Genomic DNA, 16,673 nt, shown 5'->3' with positions numbered 1-16,673 from the left:
CATGCACATCGATCCGTGTTTCCCTACGATGGACCATCACCAACCGGAGAGCACCGCGTGCGCCTAGCAATCGTACTGGCAGGAATCATGCTGATCGCCGGCTGCAGCGCGCTGCCGCGGGGCGATGATGCCCCGCGCGAGGTGGCCTACATCTGCGCCTACGGCCCCGAACTCACCGCCACCTTCGAGGACGAGCAGGCCGTCCTGGCCTTCAACGGGGCCCGCGCCCGACTACAAGCCACCGAGACGGCCTACGGCGGGCGCTACGCCAATCCCACCGACGACATCGTGTTCTGGACCCGCGACGACGCCGCCATGCTCGAGATGCTGGGCGTGTTCTGGAGCTGTCGCGCCCTGCCCGACCGCGGATGACCGACGCAGCGACCCGTTTCGTCCTGCAGGCCACCTGTGCCCGCACGGCGGTGCGCGGCCCGGTCATCCAGACCCTCTGGAGCGGCTACGGCGAGATCGTGCGCTACCTTCTTGAAGGCGGCGACTCCCCCACAGTCATCCTCAAGCACATCGTGTTCCCCGACGAGCTGGACCATCCGCGCGGCTGGAGCAACAACCGCTCGCATCAGCGCAAGCTCCGCTCCTATCAGGTGGAGATGGCCTGGTACCGCGACTGGGCCAACCAATGCGACGCCACCAGCCGTGTGCCCCGCTGTCTGGATACCGCGACCATCGGCGACGAGCACCTGATCGTGCTGGAGGACCTCGACGCTGCCGGTTTCCCGCAGCGCAGGGACCACCTGACGCGCGCCGAGGCGCGGCTCTGCCTGCGCTGGCTTGCCCGCTTCCACGCGCGTTTCATGGGGCGGGAGCCCACCGGCCTGTGGCCCGAGGGCAGCTACTGGCATCTGGCCACCCGCCCGGACGAATGGGCCGCCATCGAGGACCCGGCGATTCGCGAGACGGCAGCGGCCCTCGACGACGCCCTGACCGGCGCCCGCTACCGCAGCTTCGTCCACGGCGATGCCAAGGTCGCCAACTTCTGCTTTGCGCCAGAGGGCGACGCCGTTGCCGCCGTGGATTTCCAGTATGTCGGGGGCGGCTGCGGCATGCGCGATGTGGCCTATTTCCTCGGGAGCTGCCTGGACGAACGGGAACAGGAGAACTGGGAGGCCGACCTGCTGGATGCCTATTTCGCGGCATTGCGCGAGGCCCTGAACGAACGGGGCAAGGGCACGGAAGCCGACGCCATCGAGCACGAGTGGCGTGCGCTGTTCCCCATTGCCCAGGCCGACTTCTACCGCTTCCTGGTCGGCTGGATGCCGGATCACTGGAAGATCCACGACTACAGCCGCCGCACGGCACTGGCCGTGGTCCGGCGCCTTCAGGAAGGTGGCTTGTCCGACATCCCGTCGGGGGCGGATTCGAGCGCTTCCGCGACCTCCAGCCAGTAGGCCTCGGCCGCACAGCGACCCACAAGCAATCGGCGACCGCCGGCGCATCCGGAACCGCAGGGGCATTCGGAGGCGGCAGATCGGCCCTGGGTCGGCTCACGTCGTTCATGGCGAGCCGATGACGGCACACCCGAACATATCCCCTTACGGTGCAGCAGTGTCCGCCGCGGGGGGCGCCGCAGCCCCCGAGAAACCGGGCCCACGGACATCCGCAGGCGCCCAGTCGCGTCCGCTGTCCCGACCGGTCACCCACCACTCGTGCACGAACAGCCGCAGCGGCCCGCGCACCCGTTCCTCGAAGCGCGTAGGCAGGGTGTACCCCTCGATCTCCGCGTACTCCAGGAAGGTCGTATCCACGTGGGCACCCTGGGTGGGGCCAAAGCCGTTCAGGGTGACATGCACGCGATAAAGCAGGTCGGTTTCGGGGTGGATCCACATCACCACCCGGTCTTCGTCCGCCTCGCCGAACCCGGGCTCAATGGTGGCCAGTACCCGGCGGTAGTTCACACCGCCCTCGCGCTGGTCCGCCAGCCGCTCCATGTCGGTCGCCCGGTGTTTGACGAAGCTCGGACCGTAGTGGAACAGCTCGCCGGCGTCCGTGGTCATCGCGCTGGCGCGAATCCGGTCGCGGTCCGAACTGCGCTCGCCATCGTAGTACAAGCGGAATTCGTCACCGTGGCGGAAGACGCTCTTGGTGCCCTCGGGACCGGTGTAGTGGACCGCATACAGATCATCGGCGGGGCGATAACGCTCTTCACCCTGGCCGCGGTATTCGCCATCGGCCACCAGCGGCTGTAGGCGCTGGATCACGCGCCCCCACTCGCCATCGGTCGCCTGATTCAGATCACCCGGGTACTCGCGCAGGTCCCCGCCGTGGGCCGCAAGCGTTCGCTGAAACAGGGCCTCCGCACTCAGTCCGTCGTCGAATTCCGGATCCGGACCGGGCTGCGGGAAGGTTCCCCCGCACCCAGCCAACAACACCGCGAGTCCCAGCGACAGGACGGCCGCCAACACCCCTGCCCGTGTACGCTTATCCATTACCTGGCTCCTTGCACAATGAATCTGTACCGCCCTTTTACATTGCGTGCAACGGCGGTTGCCGTACCCTTCCGCAAGGGGTTCGTCATGTCATCCATCCCCGCCGCATACGCAGACGCCCTCCCACCACGAAAAGTACGGATCACGCCGTGCGGGACACAATCCGCGAGGTCGTCGCCACATCGAGTTCACCCCGCGTGGCCAGATCCTCGATACCAGCGTGCTCTTTCCCAAAACAGTAGGCCACTCCCGCGGAGAAATCATCGGCCAGCACCACCGGATGTCCTGCAGTGGCACCAGGTTCGGGGTCTGGTCCATCGCCTCCATCCCTCGTGATAACCAGTAGGGACTGATCCAGGCGCCCGCGACCGCTGGACCGGGCACCTTGAACGCGGCTCGGGGTCTGAAGATCGGATCGCATGCATTCGTGAGGCATCATGTCCTTCGCTCGCACGCTCTGGCTTGCCGCCCTGCTCCTGTTCTCGGCGCCGGCCCTGACACAGGCCGAGGGACCCGAACAGGCGGTACTGGCCGGCGGTTGCTTCTGGTCCATGCAGGCACCCTTCGATGCGCTGGAAGGCGTGCTTGAAACCGAGCTTGGATATACCGGGGGGCATACCCTCGATCCCGGGTACTGGCAGGTGGTCACCGGGCGCACCGGCCACGTCGAGGCCGTGCGTATCCTCTTCGACCCCGAGCGCATCGGCTTCAGCGAGATCCTGGAGGCCTTCTGGCGCAGTATTGACCCGCTGGATCCCCACGGGCAGTTCTGTGATCGCGGGCCCCACTATCGAACCGCCATCTTTCCGCAGGATGCCGCCCAGCGCGCCATCGCCGAAGCCTCACGGGCCGAGCTGAACCGCTCGGGCCGCTTCGACCAACCGGTCGTGACGCGCATACGGGACGCTGCACCCTTCTATCGGGCCGAGGACGAACACCAGAACTACTACCGCAACCACCCGGAACGCTACGCCGACTACGTGACCCATTGCGGCCTGGAGGAGCGCCTGCAAGCGCTATGGGGCGTACCGAACAGGTTGGGGCCACCATGGAAATGATTGGGTTTCCCGGGCCTAAAGTTAGGTTCAAGACCGCCGTTAACGCACTGTAGCCGCGAAACTTCGGCTGCATGATCCCGGCGGCATGGCACCGGGTACCGACAGGCCCGGTGACGGGCCGTGAGACCCGACAACATGGCCCAGGTGATCAACACGAATCTCCTGTCGCTCAACGCCCAGCGCAACCTGCGGCTTTCCCAGGGCGCCCTGCAGGTGGCCCTGCAACGCCTGGCCTCCGGGCGCCGCATCAACTCGGCGCGCGACGATGCCGCCGGAATGGCCATCAGCGAACGCTTCACCACCCAGATTCGTGGCCTGAACCAGGCCATGCGCAATGCGCAGGACGGCATCGGGCTGGCCCGCACCGCCGAGGGCGGGCTGGGCTCCATGAGCGGCAACATCCAGCGCATCCGCGAGCTGGCCCTGCAGGCGGCCAACGGCACCCTGTCCGCCTCCGACCGCCAGGCCCTGAACCGCGAGGCCCGGCAGTTGCTGGCCGAGACCGACCGGGTGGTTACCCAGACCACCTTCAATGGACGGACCCTGCTCGATGGCAGCGCCCCCACCGCGTTCTTTCAGGTTGGTGCCAACGCCGGGCAGACCCTCGCCGTGGACCTCGGCGACGGCATGGGCACGCGCCAGCTCGGCGCGATCGCGACCAGCCGGTCGGGGGATCTGACAGCGCTGTTCGCCAGCGGCCCGTTCACGGTGGCGGGCGACTTCCGCATCCGCATCGGCGAGCGGCCGGCGATCGACGTCCCGGACGGGGACTATGACTCGGTCGCGGCCCTGGCCACCGCCATCAACCGCGAGCTCGGAGACCCGAGCCGCGCCTCCGCCAGCTTCGATGGGCGCCTCGACATCACCGCACGCGAGACCATCACCATCAGCGGCGACGCCGGTCTCAATGCCCTGGACATGCCCGCCACCCGCGCGGTCGAGGGCCACCTCGCCGGGATCGATCTGGGCACCGCACAGGGCGCCAGCGACGCCCTCCCCCGACTCGACCAGGCCCTGGACCAGATCAGCGCCCGGCGCGGTCGTCTGGGCGCGGTGCAAAATCGCCTGGAGTCCACCATCGACAACCTGGGCATCGGCAGCGAGAACCTCCAGGCCGCGCGCAGCCGCATCCTGGATGCCGACTACGCCGCCGAGGTCGCCGCCCTGATCCGTGCCCAGATCCTCCAGCAGGCCGGAATCGCCATCCTCGTCCAGGCCAACCTGGCACCCCGGCTCGTCCTGCGCCTGCTCGGCTAGGGAGGCGCGGATTGAATCCGCGTCTCCCCGGGGTCTCACTGCTTAAGCCGCGCACGACCCTTGCTTTCCTTCATGTTTTGACATAAATGAAAGCTGATGGCGAAGCTCAAAGATGAATGATGGCCCCTGGTTGCCACCTCCCACCCGGTAACGCAGGAAAGCCGCACAACCCGGGAACCGCCGATTTGATCGCGTCCGGCACGGAGGTCCACCATGAAAATCCTTTTATCGCCCCTCGTACTGATCCTAGTTCTCGCTCTACCTCTAACCCTGTCCGGCTGCGCTACCACCCATGCGACCACGCCGGAGGCACGAGCGTCCGAGGATGCGCTGTCCCACATCCTGTTCGACTACGATGCAGACGCCTTTACGGCCTACAACATGAGACGCAGCGGCCGGGTCGACATCACCTTTGCACGGGATGTCCCGGATGGCCTGTACAGCGAAATGATGGATGAGCTGCGGGCCCATCCGGACATCCGCGGGGTTCGCTCGGCGCGGACAGGACCCGCCTGCGGCCTGTTCTGACGACCCGCCACCGGCGGCGGCGAAGCGTCTCCTTTATCCATTGCCGGCGGGCAGACCGGACCACAGCTCATCCAGGTCCGGGAACGGCCATGCCGTGGGGTCCTCGCGCCCGGCAATAGCCTCCTGAACGTGCGTCGCCGAGAGGTCCACGACCTTCGGGGGAATCCGGCACCCCGAGCTGGTTGAGTAAAAGATCTTCACGACCGGCTTGAGCAGCGAACCGGCGGACTGGTCGACGACTACAGCAAGGCGTCCGGATTCCAGGCGCACCAGGGACCCCACGGGGTAAATCCCCAGGCTCTTCACGAACGCCTGGAAGACGGTCGGATCGAAATGGCCGTTCGCCCATTCGGCCATCCTGCGGATGGAGTCGCCCGGGTCCCAGCCCGCCTTGTAAGGGCGATTCGACGTAATCGCGTCATAGACATCGCAGACCGCGCCCATCTTCGCGTACAGGGTAATCTGATCCCCTGTCAGCCCCTCGGGATATCCCGAACCATCCATCTTCTCGTGGTGATGCAGACAGACATCCAGGGTGATCGGGTGGAGCTCTTCTTCGGCGGCCTGCAGGATGCGGCGCCCTTCCTCCGGATGGCGCTTCATTACGGCAAACTCCTCGGCGGTCAGCTTGCCCGGCTTGTTGAGCACATCCAGCGGCATCGCGGCCTTGCCGATGTCGTGCATCAGCCCCGCCTCCCCGGCCGCCAGCACCGCGGCGTCCTCCAGTCCCAGTTCGCGGCCCAGCGCCACCATCAGCGCGCACACCGCCACCGAATGCATGTAGGTGTAGTCGTCGGCGTTCTTCAGGCGCGCCAGGCTGACCAGGGCACGGGAGTTGCGGGTCACGGAGTCGGTGATCTCCTCGACCACCTTGCGCGCCAGTTCGGTGTCCACTGCGCGCCCCATGCGTGCCTCGCCGAAGATCGAGGTCATCGCCTGCCGCGACTTCCGGCAGATGGTCGCCGCCCGTTCCAGCTCCTCCCGGGTGGATGCGGGCTCCCGATCGCGCCCGGCATCCGGGACCGACTCCAGCGACGCCTGCACCTCGGCATCCCGTTCCGCCGGCGTCATGGCGGTCTCCGCACCCTCCACGTCCCGCCCCCTGGTGGTGTCGATCCAGACCTCGCGGATACGGCTTTCACGCAGGATCGCGAGATCCTTCGCATCGTCCAGCAGGAAGCGCGTGCGCCAGAAGGGATGCTCCATCCACGAGCCACAAAGTTCCCGGATGTACATTCCCTCGACGACATGTTCCAACTTGATCTTCTTCAGCATTCGGGGCCCAGGCTTGCAATGGCTGGCCGGGGCTGTGCCCCGGGCGGCGGATTATCATCCCGATCTCGATTGCCCACAACTCAGACCTAACACCGCCTAACGAGAGTCCTTTCTTGCCACCCGGGCATCGCGAGGAGGGGCATGAAAAGCCAGATCATCGAAGGCGAGGGCCCGCCTTTTATATGCATCAGGAACGACCCCGCAGCGTTCATGGGGTACCGATTTTCCAGATCCGCGCTGCCGATCTGCAGAACGGTGTTCTGACTCACATGTACTACACTCGTGATACAGGCGGTCGCTTGGACGACTGGACATGCCACCCTGAAGCCGTGCCGCCTTGTCGCACAGCCGAAGGTGTAATAACCGGCCCGGGATTGGCCAAAGGAAGAGCGCGATGTCCAGGTTTCCCTCGGCCCTGCCCTCCACCGGTGGCATCCGCTACACCGACTACCTCGCGCGCACCACACTCCGTGCCTGGGTGGGCATGTCATTCGTGGGCGCTAGTCTGCTGATCCTCGGCGGGCTCGCCCTGTCCTGGCTGATCGTCTACACCGCGGGTGGCGCCGACAGTATCGTCCCGCACTTTTATTACGTGCCCATCCTGTTCGCCGCGGCGCGCTTCGGCGCGGGCGCCGCCCTGGTCGTGGCCCTGGTGGCCGGCGTGCTGGCCGGACCCATGACGCCGGTGGATGTCACCGCCGGCATCGCGCAGGAGACCGAACGCTGGCTAACCCGTACCGTATTCTTCGTCGGCATCGGCCAGCTGATGGCCTGGCTGGTCATCCCCGCGCTGCACCCGGTCACCGAGGAACTGCGGCGCATGCGCCAGGAATTCGATATCCGGCGCGGGCTGCGGCACAACGAGTTTTTCCTGCGCTACCAACCGATTTACTCCCTGGCGCAGGAGCGCCATGTCGGCGTCGAGGCGTTGATCCGCTGGCGACACCCCATCCGCGGAGAACTATCCCCGGCGGAGTTTCTGGACGTGGCGGAGGATTCCACGTTAATCCATGACATCTGCGATCTGGCCCTGGACGAAGGCAGCCGCCAGGCGGCCGCGTGGAAGGCCCTGGCCGCCGAACACGGCCGCCCCGCATGGTACGTGGCAATCAACCTCTCGGCGCACGACATCGTCCGCCCCGAAATGGCGGCCCATGTCGCGGCCGCGCTGGATCGCCATCGGCTACCGCCGAAGTTGCTGCACATCGAACTGACCGAAACGGTGCTGGCGATGGACGCGGCCACCGATGCCCTGAAGCAGCTCAAGTCACTCGGCATCCAGCTCGCCATCGACGACTTCGGCACGGGTTATTCCTCGCTGGCCTACCTCAACCGATTCCCCATCGACATCCTCAAGATCGACCGCCAGCTGATCTCCGGACTCGGCATTGATCCGTCCGCCCACGACCTCTCGCGCGGCATGGTCCTGCTGGCCGAGTCGCTGGGCCTGCGGACCATTGCCGAGGGCGTGGAGACGAAGGAACAACTGGCAATCGGCCGCGAACTGAAATTCGATTGCATCCAGGGCTACTACTTCGCCCGTCCGTTACGGGCCGAAGAGATCCCATCCCTGCTGCTTTCCGACACGCCGCACACCGGCCATCTGCGCGCCGTGCGCTACTGACCGAAATAGTCGCGCAGGAGCTGGGTCGTGCGGGCAGTCGGATCCTCGCGGATGCGCCGCTCCTCGTCCGCGAGGATGGTAAACAGGCCATCGAGGGCGTGATCGGTCACATAGCGATCCAGATCGACGTCCAGCCCCGACAGGCCCGGAATGCGGCCCGCCGCGTCGCGCAGCGGCTGGTACACCCGATAGACGTCGGCCCGCTCCATCTGCTCCTGCACAATCGGCATGTAGCGCTCGCGCAGGGTGGATTCCGACGCGTCGCGCAGATACTGCGTGGCGGCATCATCGGCCCCGCGCAGCACCCCATACACGTCCTCCGGCCGCATCCCGCGGATGGCGCTGACAAACACCGGAACGGCCTCCCGCGCTGCCGCCTCCGCCGCGCGGTTCATGCGCCGCTCAAGGTCGTCCACCTGGCTGGCGAACCCGACGCGCCGCAGCACATCCCCAGCCTGTTCCAGCTCCTGCGGCAGCCCGATCCGGATCAGGGCGTTGCCCCAGTAACCGTCCTCGCGGCCGGTCCGCTCCACCGTGCGCTCGGTGCCCACCCGAAGGGCCTCGCGGATGGCCTCCTCGGCCCGATCATCACCACCATCGAGGCCGAAGTCGCGGACATCCAGTCCGGCGCAGGCGGTCAGCAAGAGGGGGACCAGAAGCCAGGGGAGCAGGTACGCGCGTCGCATGTCGAAACTTCCGTGAGGGACTTCCCGTCATGATACACAGGGCATCGAACCCCCCGCTCCAGCCCCCCACTTGCCGTGGAGCTCGGCTTGTCCGATGGTGATCGTCCATGAATGCCAGCCGTCCCGATTCGAACCGGCGCCGCCGGCGCCTCGGCGCCTTCCTGATCCTGGTGGGCGTGCCCCTGCTCGCACTGGCCATCTGGGTCGGCTGGGCCGAGCAGAATCCGGAACAGGAGCGCGAGCTGCGCGTCGAAGTCCAGGACCGCCTGCACGAATGGTTCCCCGAGAGCATGGAGCTGCCCGACGATCTGCAGGGCTTCCTGCCGCGTTCGGACCGGTTCGATGACGAGCGCCCGCCGGACGTCCTGCTGCTGCACGGACTGGACGAGCCCGGTGATATCTGGGACGCCCTGGCGCCCGCGCTGGACGACGCCGGAAGCAATGGCTGGGAATTCCGCTATCCCAACGACCAGGCCATCGACCACAGTGCGGACCTGCTGGCGGAACACTGGGCGCAGCTCGAAGGCGACGACCCGCTGATCCTGATTGGCCACAGCATGGGGGGTCTGGTAATCCGCGATTTCGTGACGCGCTACCGGCATCCGGAGGATGCGACTCCGCGTGTCGGGGGGCGACCCGTCGCCGGCGTGATCCTGGTAGCCACCCCCAATCATGGCTCCGAGTGGGCCCGGCTGCGGGTCTGGCTGGAGGTACGCGAGTGGCTGGCCGACATCCAGCAGCAGCGCTTCTCGCTGTTTGCCGGCCTGCGCGACGGCACCGGCGCGGCCAAGATCGACCTGCGCCCGGACAGCCGCTTCCTGGCCGAACTCAACGCACGCCCCTGGCCGGACGACATACCGGTCCGCATCATCGGCGGCAAACTGCCCGAACCCACCCCCGCCATGCGCGAGAGTCTCGCCGCGCTGGACGAACAGATCGACCTCGAGGCGGTGGCCGGGCGCATCAGCGAATGGTGGGAGCAGACCGACGACGAACTGGGCGACGGCGTGGTGCCGGTCGAATCCCTGCACCTGGACGGGCATCCGGACCCGCTGATCCTCGAGGCCTCGCATCGTGGGCTGCTGGTACCCGGCCCGCTGACGGACGATCCGCCCGCCATCGACCCTATCCTCGACATCCTCGAACGCTGGAACGCCGCGCCGGGAGACTGAACACCCGGCTCGGGTCCGGCCCGCGCCGCTATCCGCCGCGCTCGACCAGCTCCACACGGCGGTTCTGGGCTCGCCCTGCCTCCGTGCGGTTGGTAGTGACCGGCGCCATCATCCCGGCCCCGGCGGCCTGGAGCCGGCTGCCTGCGATACCGTGCCCGTCGCGCAGCCAGTTCACCACGGACTGCGCGCGCTCCAGGGACAGCGACACGTTGTAGTCAAAGTCACCGGTGTTGTCGGTATGCCCGACCACCAGCAGCTCCATGGATGACTGCTCGTTCATCAGGTCCGCGATCGTCGCCAGCGCCTCGGCGGATTCCGGCAGGATCGCCGCGCTGTTCACCTCGAACAGGATGTCCTGCACCGCCACGCGGCCGTCCTCGATCAGGCCGGTCTCCATCTCGCCGGCGGTCAGCGGCTGGTGATCCATGGTCGTATCCATGTCCTCCGCGGTCACGATCGCTTTGGAGACCGCCGGCCCGTCGACCCGACGGGCGTTAAACACGGCAATCCCCGCCAGCACATCCCCGGCCTCGGAGCGCGCCGCGATGTAGCGCACCTGACGATCCCGGTTGGCTACCCGGCAGCAATCGCGCGCCCCGCGCTCGAACAGGCCGGATTCCCGGAAAAAGGTCCGTCCCGCCCCGCCCGAGAGCTCCTCCTCGGAGCCGGTGAACAGGATCTCGAAACCGCGTGCCTCCAACGCCTGCAGGTAGCTGCGCTTCACCCGCAGCGTGGTTACGCTGGGGTCCTCGAAGTTGTAGCTCAGCCGCAGGACCTCGCCCTCCAGCCGTTCGACCGACTCGAACCCATCCCCGTCCCACGGCCCGGTGGGCACCGCGAGCCGGTCAAAGTCGCTCTGGTCCTGGTACACGATGTACGAACCCGCCACCCGCGGCACATCCGGGTGATCCCCAGCCCCGTCGATGTCGGCCGCGCCCGCGCTGCCCACCCCCATCAGCCCCGCGACGACCCAGCCCGCAACCGCCGTGTTCGCACGCTTCCCCATGTAATTCCCCCTGTCCATACCCAAGATACGGCCCTACGGATACCCCAGCCGCAAGGCACCCTGCAACCCCGAAGCCGTCGCCCCGACCGACCGCCGCGGAACATCGACGGGAATCCCGGCTCTCAAGGGCATGGACATCCCCCTGCTCGTCATCGGCGCCCTGCTGGTCGCCAGCCTGACCGCCTTCTTCTCCGGCGTGCTGCCCTATCCCATCGGCTGGATCATTCTGGGCATCGCCTTCATCGCGCGGCTGCTCTACCTGCGCGGGCGCTGAACGACCGGTCGTCACCGGTGTACGGACGTTGTATCGTCAAGACTCCGCGCAAGCCCGGGACTGCACCCGCATGACTGCCAACCGACTCATCGGCCTCTACACCGGCCGCGTGGCCACGGACTTCGCCAATGGCCGCGCCAGCGCCATCGACAAGCAGCCGGTGGCCGGCGCGGTGACGGTAGAGTCCCTTGGCCTGGCGGGTGACGAGCAGGCCGACCCAGACAACCACGGAGGCTCGGAGCGGGCCCTGCTCCACTACAGCCTGGACCGTTATGACGGCTGGCGGGTGCAGTATCCGGATCACGCGGCCCGCTTCGCCGCCCCCGGCTTAGGCGAGAACCTCGCCAGCCACGGCATGGACGAACACAGCGTGCACATCGGCGATATCTATCGCATCGGCACCGCCCGGGTGCAGGTCAACCAGCCCCGCACGCCGTGCTGGAAGCTCGACGTGCGCTTCGGCATCCCGGGCCTGGCGCGCGAGGTCCAGGAGACCGGCCGCTGCGGCTGGTTCTACCGCGTACTGCAACCGGGCACCCTCACCGTGGGCGATACCATCGAACACCTCGAACGCCGGCCCGACAGCCTCAGCATCGCCGCGGCCATGGCAGCGGTCTATCGGCAACCGGACGCCCAGCACCTGCAGCAACTGGCCGATTGCGCGGCCCTGGCCTCCAACTGGCGGGAAAAGGCCCGGCGAAAGCTGCGCGGCACCCCCGATGCCCGCAGCCACCAGCGCCTCACCGGCGAACCGCCCACCCGGTAATCTCCCCCGTACCCGGCTGGCGGACGCAACGGCACAAGTCCACTCCCCATATCCGCATCACGTTCCGGAGCCCCCGGGACGACGGCGGCCCCGGGGCTTCCGTCGCCCCCCATCCAGTCCCGGCACCGCCCGTCGAGTATTGACGTCTACGGGCGGGAGAAGGCCCAGGTGCTCGTAGAGACAGGGCCTGCGGGCGCCATGGCCCCGTACTCCACCCAGCGCGCATGAAGCCGGGCGCCCGTTACCAGCAGCTCGGCACCCTCGGTCACGGCCACGAGCGCCACTTGGCCATCCGCAAAACCGCGCGCGCATCCTTGCCGATCGTCGCCACGCGTTCCGTCCGCGTGGAGCACCCGTTCAAGCTCCAGCGTGACGTACCCCTCGGCCCGCACCAGTACCGTCACTTCGAAACGGCATTCCGACCAGTGCGAGGCACGGACCAACGTGACGCTTGCCAGCAACAGGCCGGCCAGCCCCACACCCACCAGGATTCTCGAAAGAGCCATCACCGCGTGTTTCTCCGGGCGCGTTGACCGGACTGTACTGGCATCCCGCCTGGACTCGCTTTACAGGACCCATGCCCGAAACAGGGGTGTAACGGGCAAAAAAATAAAATCAACAACAAAAACCATTTCTTAAAATCAGCAAAGGAGACTCCAATGAGACATTCAGAGACCCCGGCCAAGCGCCGCACGGTTACCGCGAGGCCGCGTTTCCGGCTTCTGGCCGCCCTGGCCTGCACCGCACTTGTCGGCCTCGGCTGGAACGCATCTGCCACGGCGTTCGAGCCCGAAGCCAAGGTCGTCTATCACGTGGACTATGGCGATCCCCAACGGCTATCCTCGGTGCTGACCAGCATCAACAACATGATGACGCACTACCAGAACGAGTTCATGCATGTCGACGTGCGGGTGGTATTCATGTCCGACGGCATACGGTTCACCACTGACAACAACCTCGAAGGCACCCCGTTCGAGTCGGATCGGGCGTTCATCGAGGAACGCGACGAACTCCGCACGCGGCTCGCCGGGTTGAAGCAAACGCACGGGGTACAGTACGAGCTTTGCGACATTACCCGGACGCGGGTCCGGCTGGACCATGACGAGGGCTACGACAAGGTCAGCCTGGTTCCCTCCGGTGTTGTCCGCCTGGCGGTACTCCAGAACGAAGAAGGCTTCGCCTACATCAAGATCGACTGACCCCAGGGGCAGAGCCCCTTCCATGTCGCGAGGCATCCAGGCGATGCCCCGTGGCATCGGGTCTTGCCGCCATCCCTCGCCCAGATCGCACATTCCAGTGCCCGGCCCACCAGGGAAACCCGCAACAACGTCCCCTGGCCACACCGCTGATCAAGGACGGTCGAGTAGACGGTAATCCCGCGATCCATCATCCCGTTCGGTAACCACGAGTTCGACCTCGCGACCCACTCCCATCGGGCTTCGCAGCTCCTGCCACAGAAATCGGACCGGCCCGTCCGCGGGCGTCTCGACAACGACACGAATCCATGTCGTGTCCTCGGTCTCCCGTTCGACCTCGATCACCGGTGCCCGGATCACCTCCCGACTGGCTACGCCAGGCCCGAACCAGTCCGAATACAGCAACACGCCCAAGACTGCCAGCATGCCCAACGCCGCGAATGCCGCCCGTGTATTCCGAAAGGCATATGCCAGATTGTTCCAGAAACGCCCGACCATCCCGCCCCCCATCCAGCAAACGTCGACGACTGGGCGCCGACCGACTCCTTCCGACAAAACCCGTGGGCGCCTGCTCCACCTCGACTTCCGGATAAGTACAGGAGTCTCGCCAGCAGGCAGTCGGATCGGAGATCCCGGAAAATCCGGCCGTATGCCCGTCATTTGCTACCGGCTCGTGGTATGCGGCACCGCCCGGTACCGGTCGGCGTCACTTACCCGGAGTGCAGGGGTCAATTCGCCTGACGGATCCCTTCTGGGCCGACCAATGGTTCCGGACGATCCAGGCCGAACCCCTGCCCATGGGTGACGCCGACTTCCACGAGACGCGCCCGGATTGCTTCGTCTTCCACATGTTCGGCAATCGTGGTCAGCCCCAGGATCTGTCCCACCTCGTGAATGGCACGCACCATTGCGAGGTCGACCGGATCGGTGTTGATGTCCCGAACAAAGTCACCGTCGATCTTCAGATAATCCACCGGCAGATGCTTGAGGTAGGAAAACGAGGACAGGCCGCTGCCGAAATCGTCCAGCGCGAAGTGGCAACCCGTTCGCCGCATCTCGGTCATCAGCCGGGCGGTTCGCTGCAGGTGCCGGACCGCTGCAGTCTCGGTGATTTCGAAGCACAAGCGGTCACCGGGGAGGCCGGACTTCGCCACCGACTCCTGCAGAAACACCAGGAAGGCATCGTTATTCAGTGACGAACCCGAGAGGTTGATCCCCATTACCGGAAGGTCACCCCATCCGGCAGCCTGGAGTTGCTGCATGTACGCCAGCGTCCGGGACACCACCCAGCGGTCGACCTGCCCCATCAGGTCATAGCGTTCGGCCGCCGGGATGAAGGTATCCGGCCGGACCAACTGGCCATCGCTGTCACGCAGGCGAAGCAGGACTTCGAAATAGGCATCCGTGTCATCCGCCAGCGTGCGGACTGGTTGTGCCCAGAGTTCGAAACGCTCCTGCTCGATCGCGTCCGGAATGCTGCTGACCCAGTGCAGTTCGCCCGCCCGGTCACGCAAGTCCTCGTCCTCCGCCCGGAACACGCGCACCTGGTTGCGTCCCGTGTCCTTGACCACGTAGCAGGCCGCATCCGCCTGTTGCAGGATCAACTGGGTCGACTCGCTCGCCCCGCTGACTTCGACCAGCCCCAGACTGGCGGACACGGAGAAGGTCGACTCGTCCCAGTAGAAACGGAAGCTGGCCAGTTCGCGGCCGATCTCCTCGGCCAGGGTTCGTCCGTCCTCGATGTCCCGGTCAACCATCAGGATCCCGAATTCATCCCCTCCGAGGCGCGCGACGATATCGCGTTCGTGCAACAGATGAGGCAAGAGGGCCGAAACCTGACGCAGGAGCTCGTCGCCCGCGGTGTGCCCACGGGTGTCATTGATAATCTTGAACTGGTCGAGGTCGAGATAGCACAGGGTGTGCCGGGTGTCGTGCGTGCGCGCGGAACGTAGCTGGTCCTCGAGACACGCCTCGAAGGCCGGCCGGTTCAGCAACCCTGTCAGGGCATCGTGTGTGGCCTGATAGTCGAGCCGGCGCATCACCTCGCGCAGATCGCTGATGTCACGCATCACGAGGACGCTCGCCTGGCTGTGGGCGGCACGATTCAGGATCGGGGTAAAGGAAAGCTGGACCGGGCGGGTCTGGTCGTTCGCGGTGTGCAGGCGCATATGGGCAGGGTGGCCTGCTTCCGCGAGCACCTGACCACTGGATTCGAGCCGCGCGGACATCGAGTCCCCGCCGCTCTCGGCTTCCAGACATACCACCTCGTCGAGGGGCCGTTTCGCCAGTTGTGCCGCAGGCTCGCCCAGCAACAGGCTGGCCACCGGATTGGCGTAGTCGATACGCCCATGGTCGTCGGTGGTAATCACCGCGTCGCCAATCGACTCCAGCGTGGTCTGGGCCCGCTCCTTCTCGCGCCGGTTTTGTTCCCGTTCAGTGGCGATGATCTCCCGCTGGTGCATGTGGGTCAGGGTCATGCTCAACCAGTCGGCACTGAGCTGAAGGAACCGCCGTTCCAGCGCGTCCGGTGGCTTGCGTCTCGCATCGTCGCGATAGAGCACCAACAAGCCACGCTGGTTGTCGGGAAGCGGAAGTTCGACCGTCTCGAGGCAAGCCGGAAGCGAATCCAGGCCCCGGGAGCGCAGTTCCTCGCAGGTACCGGACCGGCCTTCCTCAAGGGACAATGCCGAAAGCTCCCGCAGCGCACGTTCGGACAATGGCGAGGCGCGGTGCGGCGGGTAGTGCCGGAGTCGTCTTGCCTCCATCCCGGCCGGGTCCAGTTCATAGAGGGCCACCCCGTCCATCCGCAGCTGCTCGGCAACCACCCGCAGCAAATGCCGAATGGCCTCCTCGTGATCACTGCTGGCCTGGGTCGCTTCGACAAAGGTATTCAGGAGGTCGGTCTGCGACCGAAGCAGGTGCATGCGCGCCAGCATGAACCCGAAAAGGATCCCGACAACGGAAGGGATCGCCAGCAAGCGCGGCTCGAAACGATCGGCCCCATAGACAAACAGGATCTGGACCACCGCCAGCAGAGTGACGATCGCGACCGAAATGCCGATGAACCGCGCATAGGCCGGCCAGGTGTTCCGTAACCCGAGTTGTGCCCGCATCCCCCCTCCCCTTGCGTGTCGATGCGTCGTCTGGCATCAACGGGGTCTTCCCGCAATAGCGGTGGAAATGCCCCCCGATCATTGTGACTATAACGGGTGCCTGATCGGGCCGAAAGAATGCGGCCCGCCGAAAATTAACAGCCCATCGGCTTCGGCACTCCGGGAAGGGCTTTCTGCACGTGCCGTTGCGGTCAAGATCGACCTGCCGCCGATTGCTAGATCCTGGCCCCCAACTGGCGGGAGAAGACCCGGAGAAAGTTTCGCCGCGCCCCCG

At 66.1% G+C, this 16,673-nt stretch carries 17 protein-coding genes and 1 pseudogene; 11 read left to right on the top strand and 7 right to left on the bottom strand.

What is annotated here, in order from left to right:
* Positions 1–87 precede the first annotated feature (87 nt).
* Both G335_RS0101590 and G335_RS0101585 read left to right on the top strand, forming a co-directional pair.
* On the top strand, positions 88–372 hold the full coding sequence (locus G335_RS0101590) for an MliC family protein (protein WP_018175725.1): 285 nt from the start codon (positions 88–90) through the stop codon (positions 370–372).
* Positions 369–1,406 carry a phosphotransferase gene (locus G335_RS0101585; protein WP_018175724.1) on the top strand — a complete coding sequence of 346 codons (1,038 nt, stop codon included), beginning with the start codon at positions 369–371 and terminating at the stop codon, positions 1,404–1,406. Before G335_RS0101590 ends, G335_RS0101585 begins: the two co-directional genes overlap by 4 nt.
* Before the next feature lie 144 nt (positions 1,407–1,550).
* Here the strand turns inward: G335_RS0101585 and G335_RS0101580 are convergent, their stop codons facing one another.
* The gene (locus G335_RS0101580) at positions 1,551–2,444 is read right to left on the bottom strand and encodes a hypothetical protein (RefSeq protein ID WP_018175723.1); all 894 of its coding nucleotides are present in this window, start codon (positions 2,442–2,444) and stop codon (positions 1,551–1,553) included.
* A gap of 92 nt (positions 2,445–2,536) precedes the next feature.
* Between G335_RS0101580 and G335_RS14450 the strand changes: the two are divergent.
* The 4 genes and pseudogenes from G335_RS14450 to G335_RS0101560 form a co-directional block, all read left to right on the top strand.
* Positions 2,537–2,736: pseudogene (locus tag G335_RS14450) on the top strand (hypothetical protein); the annotation flags it as partial.
* Between the two features lie 145 nt (positions 2,737–2,881).
* Positions 2,882–3,502: a peptide-methionine (S)-S-oxide reductase MsrA gene (gene msrA / locus G335_RS0101570; RefSeq protein WP_018175721.1), complete on the top strand. Its 621-nt coding sequence runs from the start codon at positions 2,882–2,884 to the stop codon at positions 3,500–3,502.
* A 135-nt stretch (positions 3,503–3,637) separates the two neighbouring features.
* The gene (locus tag G335_RS0101565; RefSeq protein ID WP_018175720.1) at positions 3,638–4,759 is read left to right on the top strand and encodes a flagellin; all 1,122 of its coding nucleotides are present in this window, start codon (positions 3,638–3,640) and stop codon (positions 4,757–4,759) included.
* 213 nt (positions 4,760–4,972) lie between these two features.
* A complete protein-coding gene (locus G335_RS0101560) occupies positions 4,973–5,287 on the top strand; it encodes a hypothetical protein (RefSeq protein WP_017941067.1) in 315 nt (104 codons plus the stop codon).
* Positions 5,288–5,320: 33 nt separating this feature from the next.
* On the opposite strand, the gene G335_RS0101555 is transcribed toward G335_RS0101560, so the two are convergent.
* Positions 5,321–6,562 (bottom strand): HD-GYP domain-containing protein, encoded by a 1,242-nt coding sequence (locus G335_RS0101555; protein ID WP_018175719.1) that lies wholly within the window; start codon positions 6,560–6,562, stop codon positions 5,321–5,323.
* Positions 6,563–6,956: 394 nt separating this feature from the next.
* On the opposite strand from G335_RS0101555, the gene G335_RS0101545 reads away from it, so the two are divergent.
* Positions 6,957–8,186 (top strand): EAL domain-containing protein, encoded by a 1,230-nt coding sequence (locus G335_RS0101545; RefSeq protein ID WP_018175717.1) that lies wholly within the window; start codon positions 6,957–6,959, stop codon positions 8,184–8,186.
* On the opposite strand, the gene G335_RS0101540 is transcribed toward G335_RS0101545, so the two are convergent.
* Complete coding sequence (locus tag G335_RS0101540) at positions 8,180–8,872, bottom strand: DUF4197 domain-containing protein (RefSeq protein WP_018175716.1); 693 nt, start codon at positions 8,870–8,872, stop codon at positions 8,180–8,182. The two genes, G335_RS0101545 and G335_RS0101540, sit on opposite strands and share 7 nt — an antisense overlap.
* Positions 8,873–8,979: 107 nt before the next feature.
* Here G335_RS0101540 and G335_RS0101535 point away from each other — a divergent pair, with 107 nt between their 5' ends.
* Positions 8,980–10,044, top strand: a complete 1,065-nt coding sequence (locus G335_RS0101535; RefSeq protein WP_018175715.1) for an alpha/beta fold hydrolase — start codon at positions 8,980–8,982, stop codon at positions 10,042–10,044.
* A 28-nt stretch (positions 10,045–10,072) separates the two neighbouring features.
* Here the strand turns inward: G335_RS0101535 and G335_RS0101530 are convergent, their stop codons facing one another.
* Entirely contained in the window at positions 10,073–11,050 is a 978-nt protein-coding gene (locus G335_RS0101530; RefSeq protein ID WP_018175714.1) for an OmpA family protein, read from the bottom strand.
* Between the two features lie 130 nt (positions 11,051–11,180).
* On the opposite strand from G335_RS0101530, the gene G335_RS14230 reads away from it, so the two are divergent.
* Both G335_RS14230 and G335_RS0101520 read left to right on the top strand, forming a co-directional pair.
* Complete coding sequence (locus G335_RS14230) at positions 11,181–11,324, top strand: hypothetical protein (RefSeq protein ID WP_018175713.1); 144 nt, start codon at positions 11,181–11,183, stop codon at positions 11,322–11,324.
* A 70-nt stretch (positions 11,325–11,394) separates the two neighbouring features.
* Positions 11,395–12,090: an MOSC domain-containing protein gene (locus tag G335_RS0101520; protein ID WP_018175712.1), complete on the top strand. Its 696-nt coding sequence runs from the start codon at positions 11,395–11,397 to the stop codon at positions 12,088–12,090.
* A 146-nt stretch (positions 12,091–12,236) separates the two neighbouring features.
* Here the strand turns inward: G335_RS0101520 and G335_RS0101515 are convergent, their stop codons facing one another.
* A complete protein-coding gene (locus G335_RS0101515) occupies positions 12,237–12,596 on the bottom strand; it encodes a hypothetical protein (RefSeq protein WP_018175711.1) in 360 nt (119 codons plus the stop codon).
* A 153-nt stretch (positions 12,597–12,749) separates the two neighbouring features.
* On the opposite strand from G335_RS0101515, the gene G335_RS0101510 reads away from it, so the two are divergent.
* Entirely contained in the window at positions 12,750–13,289 is a 540-nt protein-coding gene (locus G335_RS0101510) for a DsrE family protein (RefSeq protein ID WP_018175710.1), read from the top strand.
* Between the two features lie 150 nt (positions 13,290–13,439).
* On the opposite strand, the gene G335_RS0101505 is transcribed toward G335_RS0101510, so the two are convergent.
* Together G335_RS0101505 and G335_RS0101500 are read right to left on the bottom strand one after the other, a co-directional pair.
* Positions 13,440–13,712: a hypothetical protein gene (locus G335_RS0101505; RefSeq protein ID WP_231368438.1), complete on the bottom strand. Its 273-nt coding sequence runs from the start codon at positions 13,710–13,712 to the stop codon at positions 13,440–13,442.
* Between the two features lie 302 nt (positions 13,713–14,014).
* Positions 14,015–16,399, bottom strand: coding sequence for an EAL domain-containing protein (locus G335_RS0101500; RefSeq protein ID WP_018175708.1), 2,385 nt, complete (start codon positions 16,397–16,399; stop codon positions 14,015–14,017).
* Positions 16,400–16,673: the final 274 nt, after the last annotated feature.

It is taken from the genome of Thioalkalivibrio sp. AKL8 (assembly GCF_000380525.1).
GTDB classification, from domain to species: domain Bacteria; phylum Pseudomonadota; class Gammaproteobacteria; order Ectothiorhodospirales; family Ectothiorhodospiraceae; genus Thioalkalivibrio; species Thioalkalivibrio versutus.
Note: the sequence above shows the minus strand (reverse complement) of the source record. Positions and strands in the feature narration are given on the sequence as shown.